The following is a 15,207-nucleotide window of genomic DNA, read 5'->3' as shown; positions in this document are numbered from 1 at the left end:
GTACCGGGCCGACCGCCGGACCCCGAGGAACCACGATGAGCAACCCCTACGACCCCTACACCCCGAACCAGGGCCAGCAGCCCCACGGCTCCGAGGCCGGCAGCGGCCAGGGCGGCTACGGCGGGGGGTACGGCGGCGGCGGGTACGGCAACCCGTACGGCGGCGGCGCGCCGAACCCCTACGGCGAGGCTCCCCGGAAGACCGACGCCGTCTCGATCACCGGCTTCGTGCTCAGCCTGACCTGCTGCCTCTCCGTCGTCGGCGCGATCCTCGGCTTCATCGGCCTCGGGCGCACCAAGGGCGGGCGGCGCAAGGGCCGCTGGGCAGCGGTCTCCGCCGCGATCATCGGCGTCCTCGGCACGCTGGCCTTCGCCGGCATCATCGTCGTCGTCGTCGTCGCCGCGAAGACGGTCGTCACGCCCGACAACGCCGAGGCCGGCCAGTGCGTGAACGTCGACACCGACGACGACGACAACGTCAGCATGTCGAAGAAGGAGTGCGACGAGAAGCACGAGGCCGAGATCGTCTACGTCGGCAAGGCCGGCGAGGACGCCAGCGCCCTCGAGTCGGAGGCCGGCCGGGTCTGCGTCGAGCGCCTCGACCCGGAGGACGCCGCGACCCTGACCGACGGCGGGTACCGCATCAACGCCGTCATCAACGACCCCACCGACATCTCCACCGGCGACAAGTTCATCTGCTACGCCGAGGACGGCGGCGGTGCCGACCTCACCGAGCGGATCCTCTGACCCCGGCTGACCACAGCCTGGTCCGGTCTCGTACAAGCACGTACAGCACGACGACGTAGCGGCGCGGTGCCCGCGTGGGCGGCACCCGGGCGCCGCGCGACTCCCGGGGACTCCCGGTGCCTAGGCTCACCCCATGACGAGGAACGCGGTGGTGACCGGGGGCGGGACGGGGCTCGGCAGGGCGATCGCGGCGCGGCTGGCTGCCGACGGGTGCGACGTCCTGGTCGTGGGGCGGCGCGAGCAGCCCCTGAACGAGACCGCGGACGCCGTCAACGCGGGCCTCGGACGAGCGGCGGTCCGCGCCTACTCCGCCGACCTGACCGACCCCGATGCCGTCGCCGGGTTGGCCGAGGCCGCGCCCGAGCAGGTGCACGTCCTGGTCAACAACGCGGGCGGGAACTACGCCGCCGGCCGGGACGACCTCGCCGCCGTGGCCGACGGGTTCCGGGCCGACTTCGAGGGCAACGTCATCACCGCGGTGCTCACCACCGAGGCGCTCCTGCCCCGGATCGCCCGCCCTGGTGGGCGGATCGTGCTGATGTCCTCCATCGCGGGCCTGCGCGGCGCTGGACCCTACGCCGCGGCCAAGGCGGCGCTCCACGGCTGGGGACTCGGGCTCGCGACCCAGCTCGCCCCGGAGGAGATCACGGTCAACGTCGTCGCGCCCGGCTTCGTGCCCGACACCGAGTTCTGGTCGGCGCGGATGACCGACGAGCTCTACGCCTCCCGCGTGGGCCCGATCCCGATGAACCGGCCAGGGACCCCGGAGGAGGTCGCCGCCGCTGTCGCCTACCTCGCCGCCGAGGACGCCGGGTGGACCACCGGCCAGATCGTCCAGGTCAACGGCGGCACCCTGCTGGGACGCGGCTGAGCCGGGCGCTGGGCCGGCGGCCGGCGCCGCTCAGACGACGGCGAGCGGGAGCAGGCGGCGTCCGGTGGGGCCGATCTGGATCTCGGTGTTCATCTCCGGGCAGACGCCGCAGTCGTAGCACGGCGTCCAGCGGCAGTCCTCGACCTCGACGTCGGAGGAGCCGTCGGCGACCGCGAGGGCGTCCTCCCAGTCGGCCCAGAGCCAGTCCTTGTCGAGGCCGGAGTCGAGGTGGTCCCAGGGCAGCGTCTCCTCGTAGCCGCGCTCGCGGGTGGTGAACCAGGCCAGGTCGACGCCGGTGCCGGCGAGCCCGGACTCGGTGGCGGCGATCCAGCGGTCGTAGGAGAAGTGCTCGCTCCAGCCGTCGAAGCGGCCGCCGTCGCGCCACACGGCCTCGATCACGCGGCCGACGCGGCGGTCGCCGCGCGAGAGCAGGCCCTCGATGATGCCGGGCTTGCCGTCGTGGTAGCGGAAGCCGATGGCGCGGCCGAACCGCTTGTCGTCGCGGACGACGTCGCGCAGCTGCTTGAGGCGGTCGTCGGTGGTCTCGACGTCGAGCTGGGCCGCCCACTGGAACGGCGTGTGCGGCTTCGGCACGAAGCCACCGATGGAGACGGTGCAGCGGATGTCGTTGCGGCCGGTGACCTCACGGCCCTTGGCGATGACGGCCTTGGCGAGCGTGGCGACCTGGAGGACGTCCTCGAGCTCCTCGGTGGGCAGCCCGACCATGAAGTAGAGCTTCACCTGGCGCCAGCCGTGCGAGTAGGCCGTCGCGACGGTCCGGATCAGGTCCTCCTCGGTCACCATCTTGTTGATGACCTTGCGCATCCGCTCGCTGCCGCCCTCGGGGGCGAAGGTGAGGCCGGAGCGGCGTCCGTTGCGGGAGAACTCGTTGGCCAGGGTGATGTTGAAGGCGTCCACGCGCGTCGAGGGCAGCGACAGCGAGACGTTCGTGCCCTCGTAGCGGTCGGCCAGGTCCGCGGCGACCTCACCGATCTCGGTGTGGTCGGCGCTCGAGAGCGAGAGCAGGCCGACCTCCTCGAACCCGCTCTTGCGGATGCCGTTCTCGACCATCGCGCCGATCGTCTCGATCGAGCGCTCGCGAACGGGGCGGGTGATCATCCCGGCCTGGCAGAACCGGCAGCCGCGGGTGCAGCCCCGGAAGATCTCGACGCTGAACCGCTCGTGCACGGTCTCGGCGAGCGGCACCAGCGGCTTGGCGGGGTAGGGCCAGGCGTCGAGGTCCATCAGCGTGTGCTTGGTGACGCGGTGCGGGATGCCCGGCCGGTTGGGGACGACGGCGGTGATGGCGCCGTCGTCGCCGTAGGAGACGTCGTAGAAGCGCGGCACGTAGATGTTGCCGGTGACGGCGAGCCGGCGCAGCAGCTCCTCGCGCCCGGACGCCATCTCCCCCGCGGGCCGGCCCTGCAGCTTCCACTCGCGCACGACCTCGGAGATCGCCAGCACGACCTCCTCGCCGTCGCCGAGGACGGCGGCGTCGATGAAGTCGGCGATCGGCTCGGGGTTGAACGCCGCGTGGCCGCCCGCGAGGACGACGGGGTCCTCGGCGCCGCGGTCGACGGCGTGCAGCGGGATGCCGGCGAGGTCGAGGGCGTTGAGCATGTTGGTGTAGCCCAGCTCGGTGGAGAAGCTGAGGCCGAAGACGTCGAAGTCGCGCACCGAGCGGTGGGCGTCGACGGTGAACTGCGGGATCGGGCCGAGCGCGTCGCCGGACCGCATCACCGCCTCCATGTCGGGCCACACCGCGTAGGTGCGCTCCGCGACGATCCAGTCCCGCTCGTTGAGCACCTCGTAGAGGATCTGGACGCCCTGGTTGGGCAGCCCGACCTCGTAGGCGTCGGGGTACATCAGCGCCCAGCGCACGGTCTCCCCCAGCTCGGTGTCCGCGCCGCAGTCCCACTCCTTGACCGTGGAGTTGAGCTCGCCGCCGACGTACTGGATCGGCTTGGAGACCGAGGGCAGGTGGGGCTCGAGACGGGGGAAGACGCTGGCGGACATGGACTCGAGTCTACGAGCGCCTCCACGGCTGCTCCGATTCCTCACCATCCCCGCTGACCCGTCAGTGATCAGCGACGGGTCAGCGTGGGGGGTCAGCGTGGGGGGTCGGCCTCGAGGGGGCTGGGGCCGGGACGACGGCCCAGGTCGGGGTCGATCTCGCCGGTGAGCTCGTCGACGACGAGGAGGTCGTCGCGGACCTGCCCGGCGCGGTACGACGCGCGCCCGACCATGTGGGCGGCGACGGGGGCGGTGACCATCTGCGCGAGGACGACGACGGCGGCGAGCGCCGCGGCCGACGGCGACCGCAGCACCAGCGAGAGCCCCAGGCCCACGAGCATCAGGCCGAGCACCTGCGGCTTGGTGGCGGCGTGCATGCGGGTGAGCAGGTCAGGCAGCCGCAGGACGCCGATCGCCGCGACCAGGCCGAGCAGCGAGCCGACCAGCAGGCAGACCGCGCCGACGACGTCGAGCACCTCGTTCATCGCGCCTCCCCCGCAGACCGGTCGGTGGACTGATCGGTCTGGTCGGTCTGGTCGTCGGAGTCGTCGTCGGACTCCTCGACGTCGTCGCTGCCCGGGCTGAACCGGGCGATGCTGACCGAGCCGACGAAGCCGAGCAGGGTGGCCACGAGCAGCAGCGGCAGGTTCTCGGCCGTGCGGCGGTGGGCCGCGTCGAGCGAGACCGCGGCGATCGAGATCGCGACGATCACGTCGAAGGCGATCGCGCGGTCGAGCATGGTCGGGCCGATCGCCATCCGGACGACGACCAGCACGGCCGCGATCCCGAGGACGACGGCGGCGACGACGAGCAGCGCGGTCACGGCGCCTCCTCCGTCCCACCGACAGGCTGGGCGAGCACCTCGGCCGGACGCGGCGAGAGCGCCCTGAGCACCCGCGCCTCCTGCGCCCAGACCCGCTCGCGGACCGGCTCGACGTCCGCGGGCTCGCGCACGTCGAGCACGTGCAGGTAGAGCGTGAACGAGGAGCGGTGCACCTCGACCACGACGGTGCCGGGCACCAGGGAGACGAGCTCGGCCACCATCACCAGCACCAGGTCGGACTCGCTGCGCAGCGGGACCCGGACCAGGGCGTTGCGCAGGTCGCGCGGGGGCCGCAGGACCGTCCAGGCGACCTGCAGGCTCGCCGTGACGACGTCGACGAGGAAGCGCCCGACGAGCACCAGCGTGCCGATCGGGCGGACCCGCACGTCGAGGTCGAGGGGCGGCAGCGGGAACAGCAGCAGCGCGGCGGTGGCGACCAGGACGCCGCCCACGAGCGACATCGCCGACCACGTGCCCCACAGCACCCACCACACCAGGGTCAGCCAGAGCACCATCGGCCACTGGACGTGCCGGCGGGCGCGCTGGGAGACCCGGCGGCGACGCGCGGCGTTCACCGGGCGGCCTCGTCGACCGCGCTGGTGTAGCTGCCGCGGTCCATCAGGTCGAGCGCCGCGCGCTCGGTGTAGGCGTAGAGCGGGCCGGCGACCACGGTGATCGCGACGCTGACCGCGACCAGGGCGGCCGCGGGCGCGGTCATCAGCACCGGCAGCCGGGTCGGCATGCCGTCGTCCTCGAGCCGCTGGTGCAGGTCGCGGTCGGGCCGGTCGCCGTCGACGATCGCACCGGCCTCGCGCACCTCGCCGGCGTCGTAGGACGTCGTGTCGAGCCGCACCTGGCCGCGCCGGCCGACGCTGGGTGAGTCGGCGGTCTGGACGCCGTCGGCGACGGCGAGCTCCTCGGCCATCGCGTGCGCCTCCTGCGGGGAGCGCCAGAACGCCAGCGACCAGCTCTTCGCGACGGCGTACAGGGTGAGCAGGCTGGTGACGGTGCCCGCGACGACGAGGGTCCAGGCCATCGCGCCGCCGTCGGCGATGCCGGCCTCGAGCAGGCCGACCTTGCCGATGAAGCCCGACAGCGGCGGGATGCCGGCCAGGTTCATGCCGGCGACGAAGAAGAGCACGCCGAGCAGCGGGAAGAGCCGCGCCAGCCCGCCGAGCCGGAGCAGGGCGGTGCTGCCGGCCTGCCGCTCGATGAGGCCGACGACGAGGAACAGCGCGGTCTGGATGGTGATGTGGTGCGCCACGTAGAACACCGCGCCCGCCATGCCGGCACCGCTGGCCAGGCCGATGCCGAAGATCATGTAGCCGATGTGGCTGACCAGGGTGAAGGAGAGCAGCCGCTTCATGTCGGACTGGGCGATCGCGCCGAGGATGCCGATCAGCATCGAGGCCATCGCGAAGACCATCAGCAGGGTGCGCAGCTCGCCGCCCGGGAAGAGCAGCGTCTCGGTGCGGATGATGGCGTACACGCCGACCTTGGTGAGCAGGCCCGCGAAGACGGCGGTGACCGGCGCGGGCGCGGTGGGGTAGCTGTCGGGCAGCCACAGCGACAGCGGGAACACCGCGGCCTTGATCGAGAACGTCACCAGCAGCAGCAGGTGCAGCATCAGCTGCGTGGCGTCGGGCAGGTCGTCGAGGCGGACAGCGATCTGGGCGAGGTTGAGCGTGCCGACCGCGGCGTAGATCGCGGCGATGGTGATGAGGAACAGCATCGAGGAGAGCGCGTTGACGACGACGTAGATCGTGCCGGCGCGGATCCGGCCGCCGGTGCCGCCGAGGGTCAGCAGCACGTAGCTGGCGAAGAGCAGGATCTCGAAGCTGACGAAGAGGTTGAACAGGTCGCCGGCGAGGAAGGCGTTGCTGACGCCGGCCACCAGGGTCAGGAACGTCGGGTGGTAGATCGAGACCGGCGCCGAGCGGTTGCTGTCGGAGATGCCCTGGCCGAGCGAGTACAGCAGGACGGCGAGGGTCACGATCGCCGAGACCAGCAGCATCAGCGCGGCCAGCCGGTCGGCGACCAGCGCGACCCCGAGCTCGCTCCAGCCGCCGAGCCAGACGACCTGCGGTCCCTCCTGGTCGACGACGACGAGGAGCACGGCGGCCACGACCACGACGAGCGCGAGGACGACGACGCTGACCAGCCGCTGCGCCTTCGGGTAGCGGAACAGCATCAGCGCGGCGCCCGACCCCAGCAGGGGCAGCAGCACCGGGAGCGGCACGAGGGAGGTGATCGTCATCGGGGTCCCCGGACGGTGGTCGGGCGGAGGCGGGTCGAGGTCGGGACCCGGGCGGGGTGGTCCACTACGAGCCCTCCTCTCGGGGGTCGTCGTCGTCCTGGCCGTCGGCGGTGAGGCCGTAGCTGTCGGACGTCGCGTCGTCGACGGCGAGGCTGCGGATCCGGGCGTCCTCGGTGTCGTCCTGGACGTCGTCGTGGCCGGTGAGCTGCCAGCTGCGGTGGGCCATGGCCAGGAGGAACGCCAGGGTGGCCAGGGTGATGACGATGGCGGTGAGGATCATCGCCTGGGGCAGCGGGTCGGACATCTCGTCGACCGAGGTGGAGCCGTAGAAGGCGGCGTCACCGGCCCGGCCCCCGGTCGAGAGCAGGGCGATGTTGACGCCGTTGCTCAGCAGCACCAGCCCGGCCAGGACCCGGGTCAGGCTGCGCTCGAGCAGCAGGTAGGCACCGCAGCCGACGAGGGCGCCGGCGACGAGCACGAGGGTGAGGTTGACCTCCATCAGGCGTCCACCTCCTGGCTCTCGGCCTCGCGCTGGGCGCGGAGGATCTGGCGGTCGAGGTTGGCGCCGAAGGTGCGCAGCAGGTCGAGCACCAGCCCCGTCACGACGAGGTAGACGCCGATGTCGAAGCCGACCGACGAGACCAGGTGCAGCTCGCCGAGCAGCGGCAGGTCCACGTAGACGTCGGCGGTCTGCAGCACCTCGCCCCCGAAGGCGACCGGGCCGAGGCCCGAGACGGCGGCGACGAAGAGGCCGGTGCCGATGATGACGCCGGCGTCGACGGGCAGCGCCTCGGCGAGCTCGTAGCGGCCGCCGGCGAGGTAGCGCACCATCAGCGCGAGGCCGGCGACCATGCCGGCCGCGAACCCGCCCCCGGGCAGGTTGTGCCCGGCGACGAGCAGGTAGACCGAGAAGACCATGATGCTGTGGAAGACCAGCCGGGTCACGACCTCGAAGACGATCGAGCGACGGTCGGGGCTCAGCGTGCCGGGGGCCGGCAGCCAGGTGCGGCGCACCCGGGTCGCGCCGGGCGCACCGGTCGTCTCGACGGTCTGCGGGTCTGCCTCGGCCAGGCGTCGGACGCCGCCGCTGCGGGTGTCGAGGAAGATCAGGCTCGCGACGCCGGTGGCGGCGACGACGAGCACCGAGATCTCCCCGAAGGTGTCCCACGCCCGGATGTCGACCAGGGTCACGTTGACGACGTTGCGGCCGTAGCCGAACTCGTAGGCGGCCTTGGCGAACCGCGTCGAGACGGCCTCGGTGGTGCGTGAGCTGCCGGCGACGACGAGGATCCCCGACACGACGGCGCCGATGACGCCGGCCAGGGCCATCCGCGCGTAGCGGACCGGCCGCAGCGGCCGGTCGGTGAAGTAGTCGGGCAGCCGCCGCAGCACGAGGACGACGACCACCAGCGCGACGGTCTCGACCAGGATCTGGGTGAGCGCGATGTCGGGGGCGCCGTGCAGGACGAACAGCAGCGCGCACCCGTAGCCGGTCACGCCGGCGAGGATGAACGCGCGCAGCCGCCGGCGCGAGCGCACCGTCATCACCGCCGCCACGACCATCACCAGGCCCACGACGGGCTGGCCCCAGCCGTCCCAGGCGACCACGCGCAGGTCGGGCCCGTCGAGGAGGGCGAGCACGAGCGCGGTCCCGGGGCCGGCCACGAGCACCAGCAGGATGATCGCGAGGTAGGCCGCCGCCGAGCCGCGCTGCACGGTGCCGGTGACCTCGACGGCCAGCCGGTCGATGTCGCGCAGGATCGCGCGGTACACGCGCCCGCCGGACATCGGCAGCTCGACGCGCTGCTGGAACGCGCAGAGCCCGTCGCGCACCGCGAAGAGGGCGAGGCCGACGGCCACGGTGGCGGCGGTCAGGAGCAGGGGCAGCTCGAGGCCGTGCCACAGCGCGAGGTACTCCTCGTGGTCGCCCGCGACGAGCTGCACGACGTAGGGGTCGAGCGCCGAGGTGAGCGCGGCACCGGCGAAGCCGAGGCCGAGGCCGAGCGTGGCGAGCAGCACCGGCCCCGCCGCGAACGGCGCGGGGAGCCCGGCGACCGGTGTCGGGGGGACGCCGGGCTTGGTCGCGAACGCGCCCCACAGGAAGCGGAGGGTGTAGGCGACGGTGAAGCTCGACCCGACCAGGACGCCGGCGAGCAGCAGCCAGCCGGCCCACGGCGCGACGCCGACCGGGTTGCCCGCGTGGGTGAGCTCAAGGAGCGCGGCCCACATCGTCTCCTTGCCGAGGAAGCCGACGAGCGGCGGCAGCCCGGCCATCGAGGCGCCGGCCAGCGCGGCGGCGACGGCGAGCACCGGCAGGCGGCGTCCGACACCGCTGAGGACGTGCAGGTCGCGGGTGCCGGTGAGCTTGTCGACGACGCCGACGGTGAGGAACAGGGTCGACTTGAACAGCGCGTGCGCCAGCACCAGCGCGGTGCCGGCCAGGGCGGCGGTGCGGCTGCCGATGGCCAGCACGACGAGCAGGAAGCCCAGCTGGCTGACGGTGCCGTGCGCCAGCAGCAGCTTCACGTCGATCTGGCGCAGCGCGCGCCAGCCGCCGGAGATCATCGTCACGACGCCGAGGGTCAGCAGCACCGGGCGCCAGCCGGGTACGTCGGCGAAGGCCGGGACGAGCAGCGCGACGAGGAGCAGCCCCGCCTTCACCATCGAGGCCGCGTGCAGGTAGGCGCTCACCGGGGTGGGCGCCGCCATCGCACCGGGCAGCCAGAACTGGAACGGGACGATCGCCGACTTGCTCAGCGCACCCACCAGGACCAGCCAGACCGCCACCGTGGTCGCGGTGCCCGACGGCGGGTCGGCCACGATCTCGGCGAGGGAGAAGGAGCCGGCCTCGGAGCCCAGCAGCAGCATCCCGACCAGCATCGCCAGCCCACCCAGCGTGGTGACGAGCAGTGCCTGGATGGCGGCCCGCCGGCTGGCCCGGTGGGTCGGGTTGAACCCGATCAACAGGAAGGAGGAGATCGTGGTGAGCTCCCAGAACACGAAGAGCAGGAGCAGGTTGTCGGAGAGGACCAGCCCGAGCATCGCGCCGACGAACGCCGCGAAGTTGCTGGCGAAGCCGACCAGGCCGGGGGCGCCGTCGTCGAAGTACCAGGCGCAGTAGGCCAGCACGACCACCCCGACGCCGGCGACGATGAGGACCATCAGCCAGCGCAGCGCGTCGAGGGTCAGGTCGACCCCGAACCCGAGGGAGGGGATCCACCGCGTCGTCTCGGTCAGGACGCCGCCGTCGAGCACCTCGGGGCCCTGCGCGACCGCCCAGGCCACCGCGACGAGCGGGACCAGGGCGAGCACCAGGAAGGCGCGACGGCCCAGCCACCGCACCAACCCGGGCGCGACGGCCGCAGCAACGCCGTGGGCCAGGACGAGAGCGAGCAGGGGGTCGGCCTTCCAGAGGTCGATCGGACGCGCTGCCCGGGGACGGTGCTGGGCGCGGGAGGAGGCCGCCGGGGTTCCCAGCGACCACGAGGTCAGTTTACAAGGAGCGCGGGTGCGCTCCCGACGTCGCCCACCGCGGCGGGACGCGGACGGATTCCGTCCGCGAGGCGCCGTAGCGTCGTCCCATGACGACCCCTCCCCCGTGGGAGCCGCCGCTGGCCGGCTCCGAGGCCGAGCAGCTGGTCGGCGCGATCGACCGGATGCGGGCGACGTTCCGCTGGAAGACCGACGGCCTCGACGCGGCCGGGCTCGCCACGACCATCGGCGCTTCGTCGCTCACCCTGGGCGGGCTGCTCAAGCACCTGGCGGTCACAGAGGACTTCCACTCCACGGTCAAGCTGAGCGGGGAGCCGCTCGGCGAGCCGTGGGCGAGCACCGGGTGGGACGGGAGCAACGACTGGGACTTCACCAGTGCCGCCGACGACGCCCCCGACGTCCTCCTCGCGCTGTACGACGGCGCGGTGGCCCGCTCGCGGGAGCGGTTCGCGGCGGCGCTGCGGGCCGGCGGCACCGACCAGCCGGTGCACGCGAGCGACGGCGAGGGTCACCACGCCTCGTTGCGGCGGCTGCTGTGCGACCTGCTCGAGGAGTACGGACGCCACACCGGCCACGCCGACCTGCTGCGCGAGGCCGTCGACGGCCGCACCGGCGAGGACCCGGACCCCGCCTGGACCCCGCCGGGCTCCTGAGGTATCCCGGCCCGACCTCGGCGCTCCTCCCCGTGGAGGGGGCGAGACTCGTCCCCGGGAAGGCACCCGTGAAGTCATCCGAGAAGTCAGCCGTCACGTCGGTCGTGAGGTCGTTCGTCCTCGCCCCCACCCTCGCCGCCGTCGTGACCGGCGGGGTCGCGCTCGCCGTCGTGGGCCCGGGCCCGGCCGCCCAGGCCGCCCAGGCCGCCCAGGCCGCCCAGGCCGCGCCGGCGCGCGCCGCCGTCACCGTGACCATCACCGCGGAGGGCACCGACATGTCCGGCGTCGTGAGCAGCACCCGCCCGGGGCTCTGCGCGGCCGACCGGACCGTCAAGGTCTTCAAGCTCGTGGACGGCGAGCCGCACCTGTGGGCCTCCGACACCACCAGCCTCCAGGGCACCAGCTGGGTCTGGTCGACCGGCAACACCGGCACCGAGGGCCGGTTCTTCGCCAAGGTCGGCCCCCGGCCCGGCTGCCGGGGCGACGTGAGCCCGACGATCCGGGTCCGCCGCAACCCCTGAGCCGACCGCTCCCTCCGCGGACGCCGTCCGTCCGGGTTCGGTCGTAGCGTGCGGTCATGGCCATCGCCCGCTTCCCGACCACCGTCCTCGACTGCCCGGACGCCGGCGTCCTCGCCCGGTTCTACGGCGCCCTGCTCGACTGGGAGGTGCGCGACGAGGGCGACTGGTTCGAGGTGCGGGCCGACTACGGCGCGTGCCTGTGCTTCCAGCGGGTCGACGACTACCGCCGTCCGACCTGGCCGAGCCAGGAGGTGCCGCAGCAGAGCCACCTCGACGTGGTGGTCGACGACCTCGACGTCGCCGAGCGGGCCGTCGTCGACCTCGGCGCGACCCTCCACCCGCACCAGCCCGGCACGACCTTCCGGGTCTTCCTCGACCCGGCCGGGCACCCGTTCTGCCTGTGCCTGGGCTGACCTGACCGACCTGGCCGACCTGCCCCTGCCGGGGCGGGCCGGGGCGGGCCTCAGCCGACGATGGTCGTCAGCGGCACCGTGTGCACGAACCCGTCCGCGCGCACCTGAACGAAGAGCCGGTAGGTGCCCGGGAGGTCGAAGGAGGTGTGGAAGGTGAGCTCGCTGCCGGCGTCGGTCGTGGTCGGCGCCCCGATCGGGTGCGCGTGCACGAAGGCGCCGGTCTCGACGTCGAAGCCGGTGAGGTGGGCGTAGGAGCCGAGGTAGGTCCCCAGGTTCAGCACCCCGGAGGCGCCGTCGCTGACGGTCATCACGAACTGCGAGTCCACCCCCGCCGGGAGCGTCTCCGGGCCGGCGATGGTCACCACGCCGTCGGAGGCGGTGCTGGCGGGTGCCTGGCCGGTCGGCGGCGGCGTCCCCTCGACCAGGGCGCGCGCCCCGAGGACGACGTGGCTGCCGTCCTCCTGCGCGGCCGGCAGGAACTCCGCCACCACCCGGTACTCGCCGGGGTCGGCGACGTCGACCCGCGCGCTCCAGGTGCCGTCGTCCCCGAGCACCGGGTGCAGGTGGCGGAAGTCGGTCAGGTCGTCGCGCACCACGTACAGGTGCAGCAGCTTGGTCTGCTCCTCGACGTAGTCGGTGACCGCGTCGCCCCGGGAGTCGAGGATCCGGAAGGTCAGGTCGCCGGGCTCGCGGGACACGTCGGGGAACTGGAGCTCGGCGAGGCGGTACCCGCCGGCGTCGGCGGTGGTGCCGTCGCCGACGAGCGTCGTGTGCGTGTGCTGCTGGCCGGCCTCGGCCGGGGAGAGCACCTGGCGGCCCTCCTCGACCTCCGGCTCGCCGGAGCAGCCGGCCACCCCGAGCACCAGCACCGCGAGCGCCGCGACGGCGCGTCCTGACCATGTCCTGCTCATCAGCCCACCTCGAAGGTGACAGTAGTGACGGGGTTCTCGAACTCGCTGGCGCGCAGGCTGACCTGCACCTCCCACGTGCCGGCCGACGGCACGACCGTCTCGACCACGTAGGTGCCGGCGGCGACCGGCAGCACCGGCTGCTCGCCGAGGTCGACGGCGCCGTCGGCCGAGCGGATGGCCACCGAGGGCGCAGCGAAGCCGTCGACCGGGTCGCCGGCCTGGTCCTGCACCTGGACCGTGACCGTGTTGGGGCCGCGGGTGCCCGGGACCATCGTGGCGAGCACCTTCGCGTCGGCGAGCACGCCGACCTCGACGCGCGAGGCCACCGGTGCGCGGGTCGTCGCGTCCTCGCGGGGCGACTGGTTCGTCAGGAACCCGGTCACCCCCAGCAGGACGACGAGCAGCGCCGTCTCGACGCGCACGGCGCGGCCCACGTGCAGCACCGCACCGCGGCGGGCGGAGTGGCCGACCCCGCCGACGACGGCCGGCAGGAGCCGGAACCGGTTGTAGCCGGCGACCAGCGCGACGACGGCGGCGACGGCCACCTTGACGAGCAGCAGCCGCCCGTACGTCGTGTCGAACAGGGGGCCCCACCCGCCGAGGATCCGCCAGCCCATCAGCGCGCCGGTCACCGCGAGCAGGCCGAGCAGGCCCGCGGCCACCGTCGAGAACCGGCTCAGGACGAGAGCGGCGTCGCGCTCGCGCCCGCTCAGCGAGCGCAGCGTGAGGGCCAGGCCGACCAGGCCCCCCAGCCAGGTGGAGCCGGCCGCGAGGTGCAGCAGGTCGGTCGTGGTGACCAGCCAGACCGGTTCGATGGTGCGGGAGTGCCCGACCAGGGCCGGTGACAGGACCGCCACGGCGGCGGCGAGGACGGCCACTCGGCGCCGGGTCGCGGTGACCCCGAGGCCGGTGAGCGCGACCAGCAGCCCGCCGGCCTGGAGGGCCAGGACCAGCAGGTCGTCGCCGACGAACTCGAGGTCGACGGCGGTGGACTCGCCGAGCTGGTGGAGCCCCAGGCCCTGCTGGTAGGCACCGGCCAGCGGGACGGCGGCGGTGGCGGCCAGGACGGCGAGCCCGGCGGCCGACCACAGCACCGTCGTGAGCCGGCGGCGCACGGCCTCGTCGACCCGGACGCCGGCCAGGGCCCACGCCAGGAACAGCACGAGACCGGCCGCGGTCAGCAGCCCGACGTAGCCCAGGCCCTGGACGACGCTCAGCACCGTCCGGACCTGGCCGGGGTCGGTCTCCGGCACCTTGGGTGCCGCGACCTCCGGGCTCGCGGACCCGACGGAGAAGGTCAGCGATCCCGCGATCGGGTGGCCGTCGGCCGAGATCGCCCGCCACACCACGACGTAGGTGCCGTCGTCGAGGGTGTCGGGCAGGTCGGCGACGACCTCCGTGTCGCTGCTGGAGGCCTCGGCGTCGACGGGGTCGCCGGCGGCGTCGAAGACCAGGACGCCGTCGGCCGGCAGCGACACGGCCTCGTCGAAGATGAACGTGACGACGTCGGGCGTGCTCGCCAGCACCTCACCCTCGGCGGGGTCGCTGCTGACCAGCGTGGCGTGGGCGGAGGCCGGTGCCGCCGTCCCCACGACCAGCAGGAGGACGGCGAGCACCAGTCCCGCGGCTCCGAGGAGCCGCGGGACCGGTCCTCGACTCACGCGGTGGTGCTGCGTCCGCGCAGGAGCGCGAAGCCACCGACGAGGATGCCCGCGACGCCGGCGACCAGGCCGGCGATCGCGAGGCCGTTGCCGGAGTCGTCGCCCGACGCCTCGGCGGCCGGCTCGCCGGAGGCCTCGGTGTCGCTCGAGGTCTCCGCGGAGGTCTCCTCGGCGGTCTCGTCGGCCGCCTCGTCGCCACCGCCGTGGGCGTCGGCGCCGGCCGCGGTCACGACGAACGCCGGGGCCGGGCTCTCGAGGTCGTCCTCGGACTGGCCCTCGGCCGGAATCTCGGTCCAGGGCGTCTCGCCCTTCTCGCACGTCTGGATCGTCGGGAAGGCCAGGTCGGCGCCCTCGGCGTCCTCGGGAAGCTGCACCTGGACATCGAAGGTGTCGCGGTAGCCGTCGGGCAGCGGCGTCCTCGCGGTGTAGGTCACCGTCGAGACCCGCTCGGTGAGCTCGTTGCCGTGGGCGTCGGTGACCGGCGGGTCCAGCTTCTCGACGGTCTTCTCGACGTCGTAGTAGTCGTTGCGGGTCGGGGTCGCGGCGTTGATCCCCTCGGGGATCTGGATCGCGATCGACGTCGTCGGGGAGCCCTCGCAGCCGTGGCCGACGCTGAAGGTCAGCACCGTGTAGGCGCCGGCGGCGGTGTCGGACGGCGTCACGGTGACGTGGGCGGAGGCCGGGGCCACGAGGCCCAGGGCGAGAACGGAGGTGCCGGCGGCGGTGGCGCCGAGGCGCGCGAGGGTGCGTCGGGTGGTCATGGTGGTTCCTTCGTCGAGGGTGCAGCGAACGCTGCGGAGGATGGTCGGGCGGGGAGCACCTGACCGTCCGTCGACGCGGCGGCGG

General features: G+C 73.5%; 15 protein-coding genes. 5 read left to right on the top strand and 10 right to left on the bottom strand.

What is annotated here, in order from left to right; translation table 11 throughout:
• Positions 1-35 precede the first annotated feature (35 nt).
• Positions 36-746: a DUF4190 domain-containing protein gene (locus FE634_RS05290; protein WP_137295104.1), complete on the top strand. Its 711-nt coding sequence runs from the start codon at positions 36-38 to the stop codon at positions 744-746.
• A 133-nt stretch (positions 747-879) separates the two neighbouring features.
• Positions 880-1,617: an SDR family NAD(P)-dependent oxidoreductase gene (locus FE634_RS05285; protein WP_148240402.1), complete on the top strand. Its 738-nt coding sequence runs from the start codon at positions 880-882 to the stop codon at positions 1,615-1,617.
• Positions 1,618-1,647: 30 nt separating this feature from the next.
• Here FE634_RS05285 and FE634_RS05280 read toward each other — a convergent pair whose 3' ends face one another.
• The 7 genes from FE634_RS05280 to FE634_RS05250 form a co-directional block, all read right to left on the bottom strand.
• On the bottom strand, positions 1,648-3,633 hold the full coding sequence (locus FE634_RS05280; protein ID WP_138875289.1) for a TIGR03960 family B12-binding radical SAM protein: 1,986 nt from the start codon (positions 3,631-3,633) through the stop codon (positions 1,648-1,650).
• Positions 3,634-3,725: 92 nt separating this feature from the next.
• Complete coding sequence (gene mnhG, locus FE634_RS05275) at positions 3,726-4,115, bottom strand: monovalent cation/H(+) antiporter subunit G (protein WP_138875288.1); 390 nt, start codon at positions 4,113-4,115, stop codon at positions 3,726-3,728.
• A complete protein-coding gene (locus tag FE634_RS05270; protein ID WP_222847674.1) occupies positions 4,112-4,453 on the bottom strand; it encodes a monovalent cation/H+ antiporter complex subunit F in 342 nt (113 codons plus the stop codon). The genes mnhG and FE634_RS05270 overlap by 4 nt, the downstream gene beginning before the upstream one ends.
• On the bottom strand, positions 4,450-5,028 hold the full coding sequence (locus FE634_RS05265) for a Na+/H+ antiporter subunit E (RefSeq protein WP_138875287.1): 579 nt from the start codon (positions 5,026-5,028) through the stop codon (positions 4,450-4,452). Before FE634_RS05265 ends, FE634_RS05270 begins: the two co-directional genes overlap by 4 nt.
• Positions 5,025-6,710, bottom strand: coding sequence for a Na+/H+ antiporter subunit D (locus FE634_RS05260; RefSeq protein WP_262347586.1), 1,686 nt, complete (start codon positions 6,708-6,710; stop codon positions 5,025-5,027). Before FE634_RS05260 ends, FE634_RS05265 begins: the two co-directional genes overlap by 4 nt.
• Positions 6,711-6,774: 64 nt before the next feature.
• Complete coding sequence (locus tag FE634_RS05255; protein WP_137295098.1) at positions 6,775-7,209, bottom strand: Na(+)/H(+) antiporter subunit C; 435 nt, start codon at positions 7,207-7,209, stop codon at positions 6,775-6,777.
• Positions 7,209-10,052, bottom strand: coding sequence for a Na+/H+ antiporter subunit A (locus tag FE634_RS05250; RefSeq protein ID WP_262347585.1), 2,844 nt, complete (start codon positions 10,050-10,052; stop codon positions 7,209-7,211). Before FE634_RS05250 ends, FE634_RS05255 begins: the two co-directional genes overlap by 1 nt.
• A 239-nt stretch (positions 10,053-10,291) precedes the next feature.
• On the opposite strand from FE634_RS05250, the gene FE634_RS05245 reads away from it, so the two are divergent.
• The 3 genes from FE634_RS05245 (at position 10,292) to FE634_RS05235 (ending at position 11,789) form a co-directional block, all read left to right on the top strand.
• A complete protein-coding gene (locus FE634_RS05245) occupies positions 10,292-10,855 on the top strand; it encodes a mycothiol transferase (RefSeq protein ID WP_148240400.1) in 564 nt (187 codons plus the stop codon).
• A gap of 68 nt (positions 10,856-10,923) precedes the next feature.
• Entirely contained in the window at positions 10,924-11,376 is a 453-nt protein-coding gene (locus FE634_RS05240; protein WP_138875285.1) for a hypothetical protein, read from the top strand.
• Positions 11,377-11,432: 56 nt separating this feature from the next.
• Entirely contained in the window at positions 11,433-11,789 is a 357-nt protein-coding gene (locus tag FE634_RS05235; RefSeq protein WP_137295094.1) for a VOC family protein, read from the top strand.
• 50 nt (positions 11,790-11,839) lie between these two features.
• Here FE634_RS05235 and FE634_RS05230 read toward each other — a convergent pair whose 3' ends face one another.
• The 3 genes from FE634_RS05230 to FE634_RS05220 are packed head-to-tail and all read right to left on the bottom strand — an operon-like array spanning position 11,840 to position 15,122.
• Positions 11,840-12,700, bottom strand: a complete 861-nt coding sequence (locus tag FE634_RS05230; RefSeq protein ID WP_138875284.1) for a hypothetical protein — start codon at positions 12,698-12,700, stop codon at positions 11,840-11,842.
• Positions 12,700-14,361: a copper resistance CopC/CopD family protein gene (locus FE634_RS05225; RefSeq protein ID WP_187366830.1), complete on the bottom strand. Its 1,662-nt coding sequence runs from the start codon at positions 14,359-14,361 to the stop codon at positions 12,700-12,702. Before FE634_RS05225 ends, FE634_RS05230 begins: the two co-directional genes overlap by 1 nt.
• Complete coding sequence (locus FE634_RS05220; RefSeq protein ID WP_138875282.1) at positions 14,358-15,122, bottom strand: YcnI family copper-binding membrane protein; 765 nt, start codon at positions 15,120-15,122, stop codon at positions 14,358-14,360. The genes FE634_RS05225 and FE634_RS05220 overlap by 4 nt, the downstream gene beginning before the upstream one ends.
• Positions 15,123-15,207 lie beyond the last annotated feature (85 nt).

The sequence above is a fragment of the Nocardioides sp. S-1144 genome (genome assembly GCF_005954645.2).
Taxonomy (GTDB): Bacteria; Actinomycetota; Actinomycetes; order Propionibacteriales; family Nocardioidaceae; genus Nocardioides; species Nocardioides dongxiaopingii.
This window is presented reverse-complemented; position numbering and strand designations above follow the sequence as displayed.

What these genes read in the sequence shown, in the direction of transcription:
- FE634_RS05290 (WP_137295104.1), top strand. Translation starts at nt 36, where the DNA reads ATGAGCAACCCCTACGACCCCTACACCCCGAACCAGGGCCAGCAGCCC.
- FE634_RS05285 (WP_148240402.1), top strand. Translation starts at nt 880, where the DNA reads ATGACGAGGAACGCGGTGGTGACCGGGGGCGGGACGGGGCTCGGCAGG.
- FE634_RS05280 (WP_138875289.1), bottom strand. Translation starts at nt 3,633, where the DNA reads ATGTCCGCCAGCGTCTTCCCCCGTCTCGAGCCCCACCTGCCCTCGGTC.
- mnhG (WP_138875288.1), bottom strand. Translation starts at nt 4,115, where the DNA reads ATGAACGAGGTGCTCGACGTCGTCGGCGCGGTCTGCCTGCTGGTCGGC.
- FE634_RS05260 (WP_262347586.1), bottom strand. Translation starts at nt 6,710, where the DNA reads ATGACGATCACCTCCCTCGTGCCGCTCCCGGTGCTGCTGCCCCTGCTG.
- FE634_RS05255 (WP_137295098.1), bottom strand. Translation starts at nt 7,209, where the DNA reads ATGGAGGTCAACCTCACCCTCGTGCTCGTCGCCGGCGCCCTCGTCGGC.
- FE634_RS05245 (WP_148240400.1), top strand. Translation starts at nt 10,292, where the DNA reads ATGACGACCCCTCCCCCGTGGGAGCCGCCGCTGGCCGGCTCCGAGGCC.
- FE634_RS05235 (WP_137295094.1), top strand. Translation starts at nt 11,433, where the DNA reads ATGGCCATCGCCCGCTTCCCGACCACCGTCCTCGACTGCCCGGACGCC.
- FE634_RS05230 (WP_138875284.1), bottom strand. Translation starts at nt 12,700, where the DNA reads ATGAGCAGGACATGGTCAGGACGCGCCGTCGCGGCGCTCGCGGTGCTG.
- FE634_RS05220 (WP_138875282.1), bottom strand. Translation starts at nt 15,122, where the DNA reads ATGACCACCCGACGCACCCTCGCGCGCCTCGGCGCCACCGCCGCCGGC.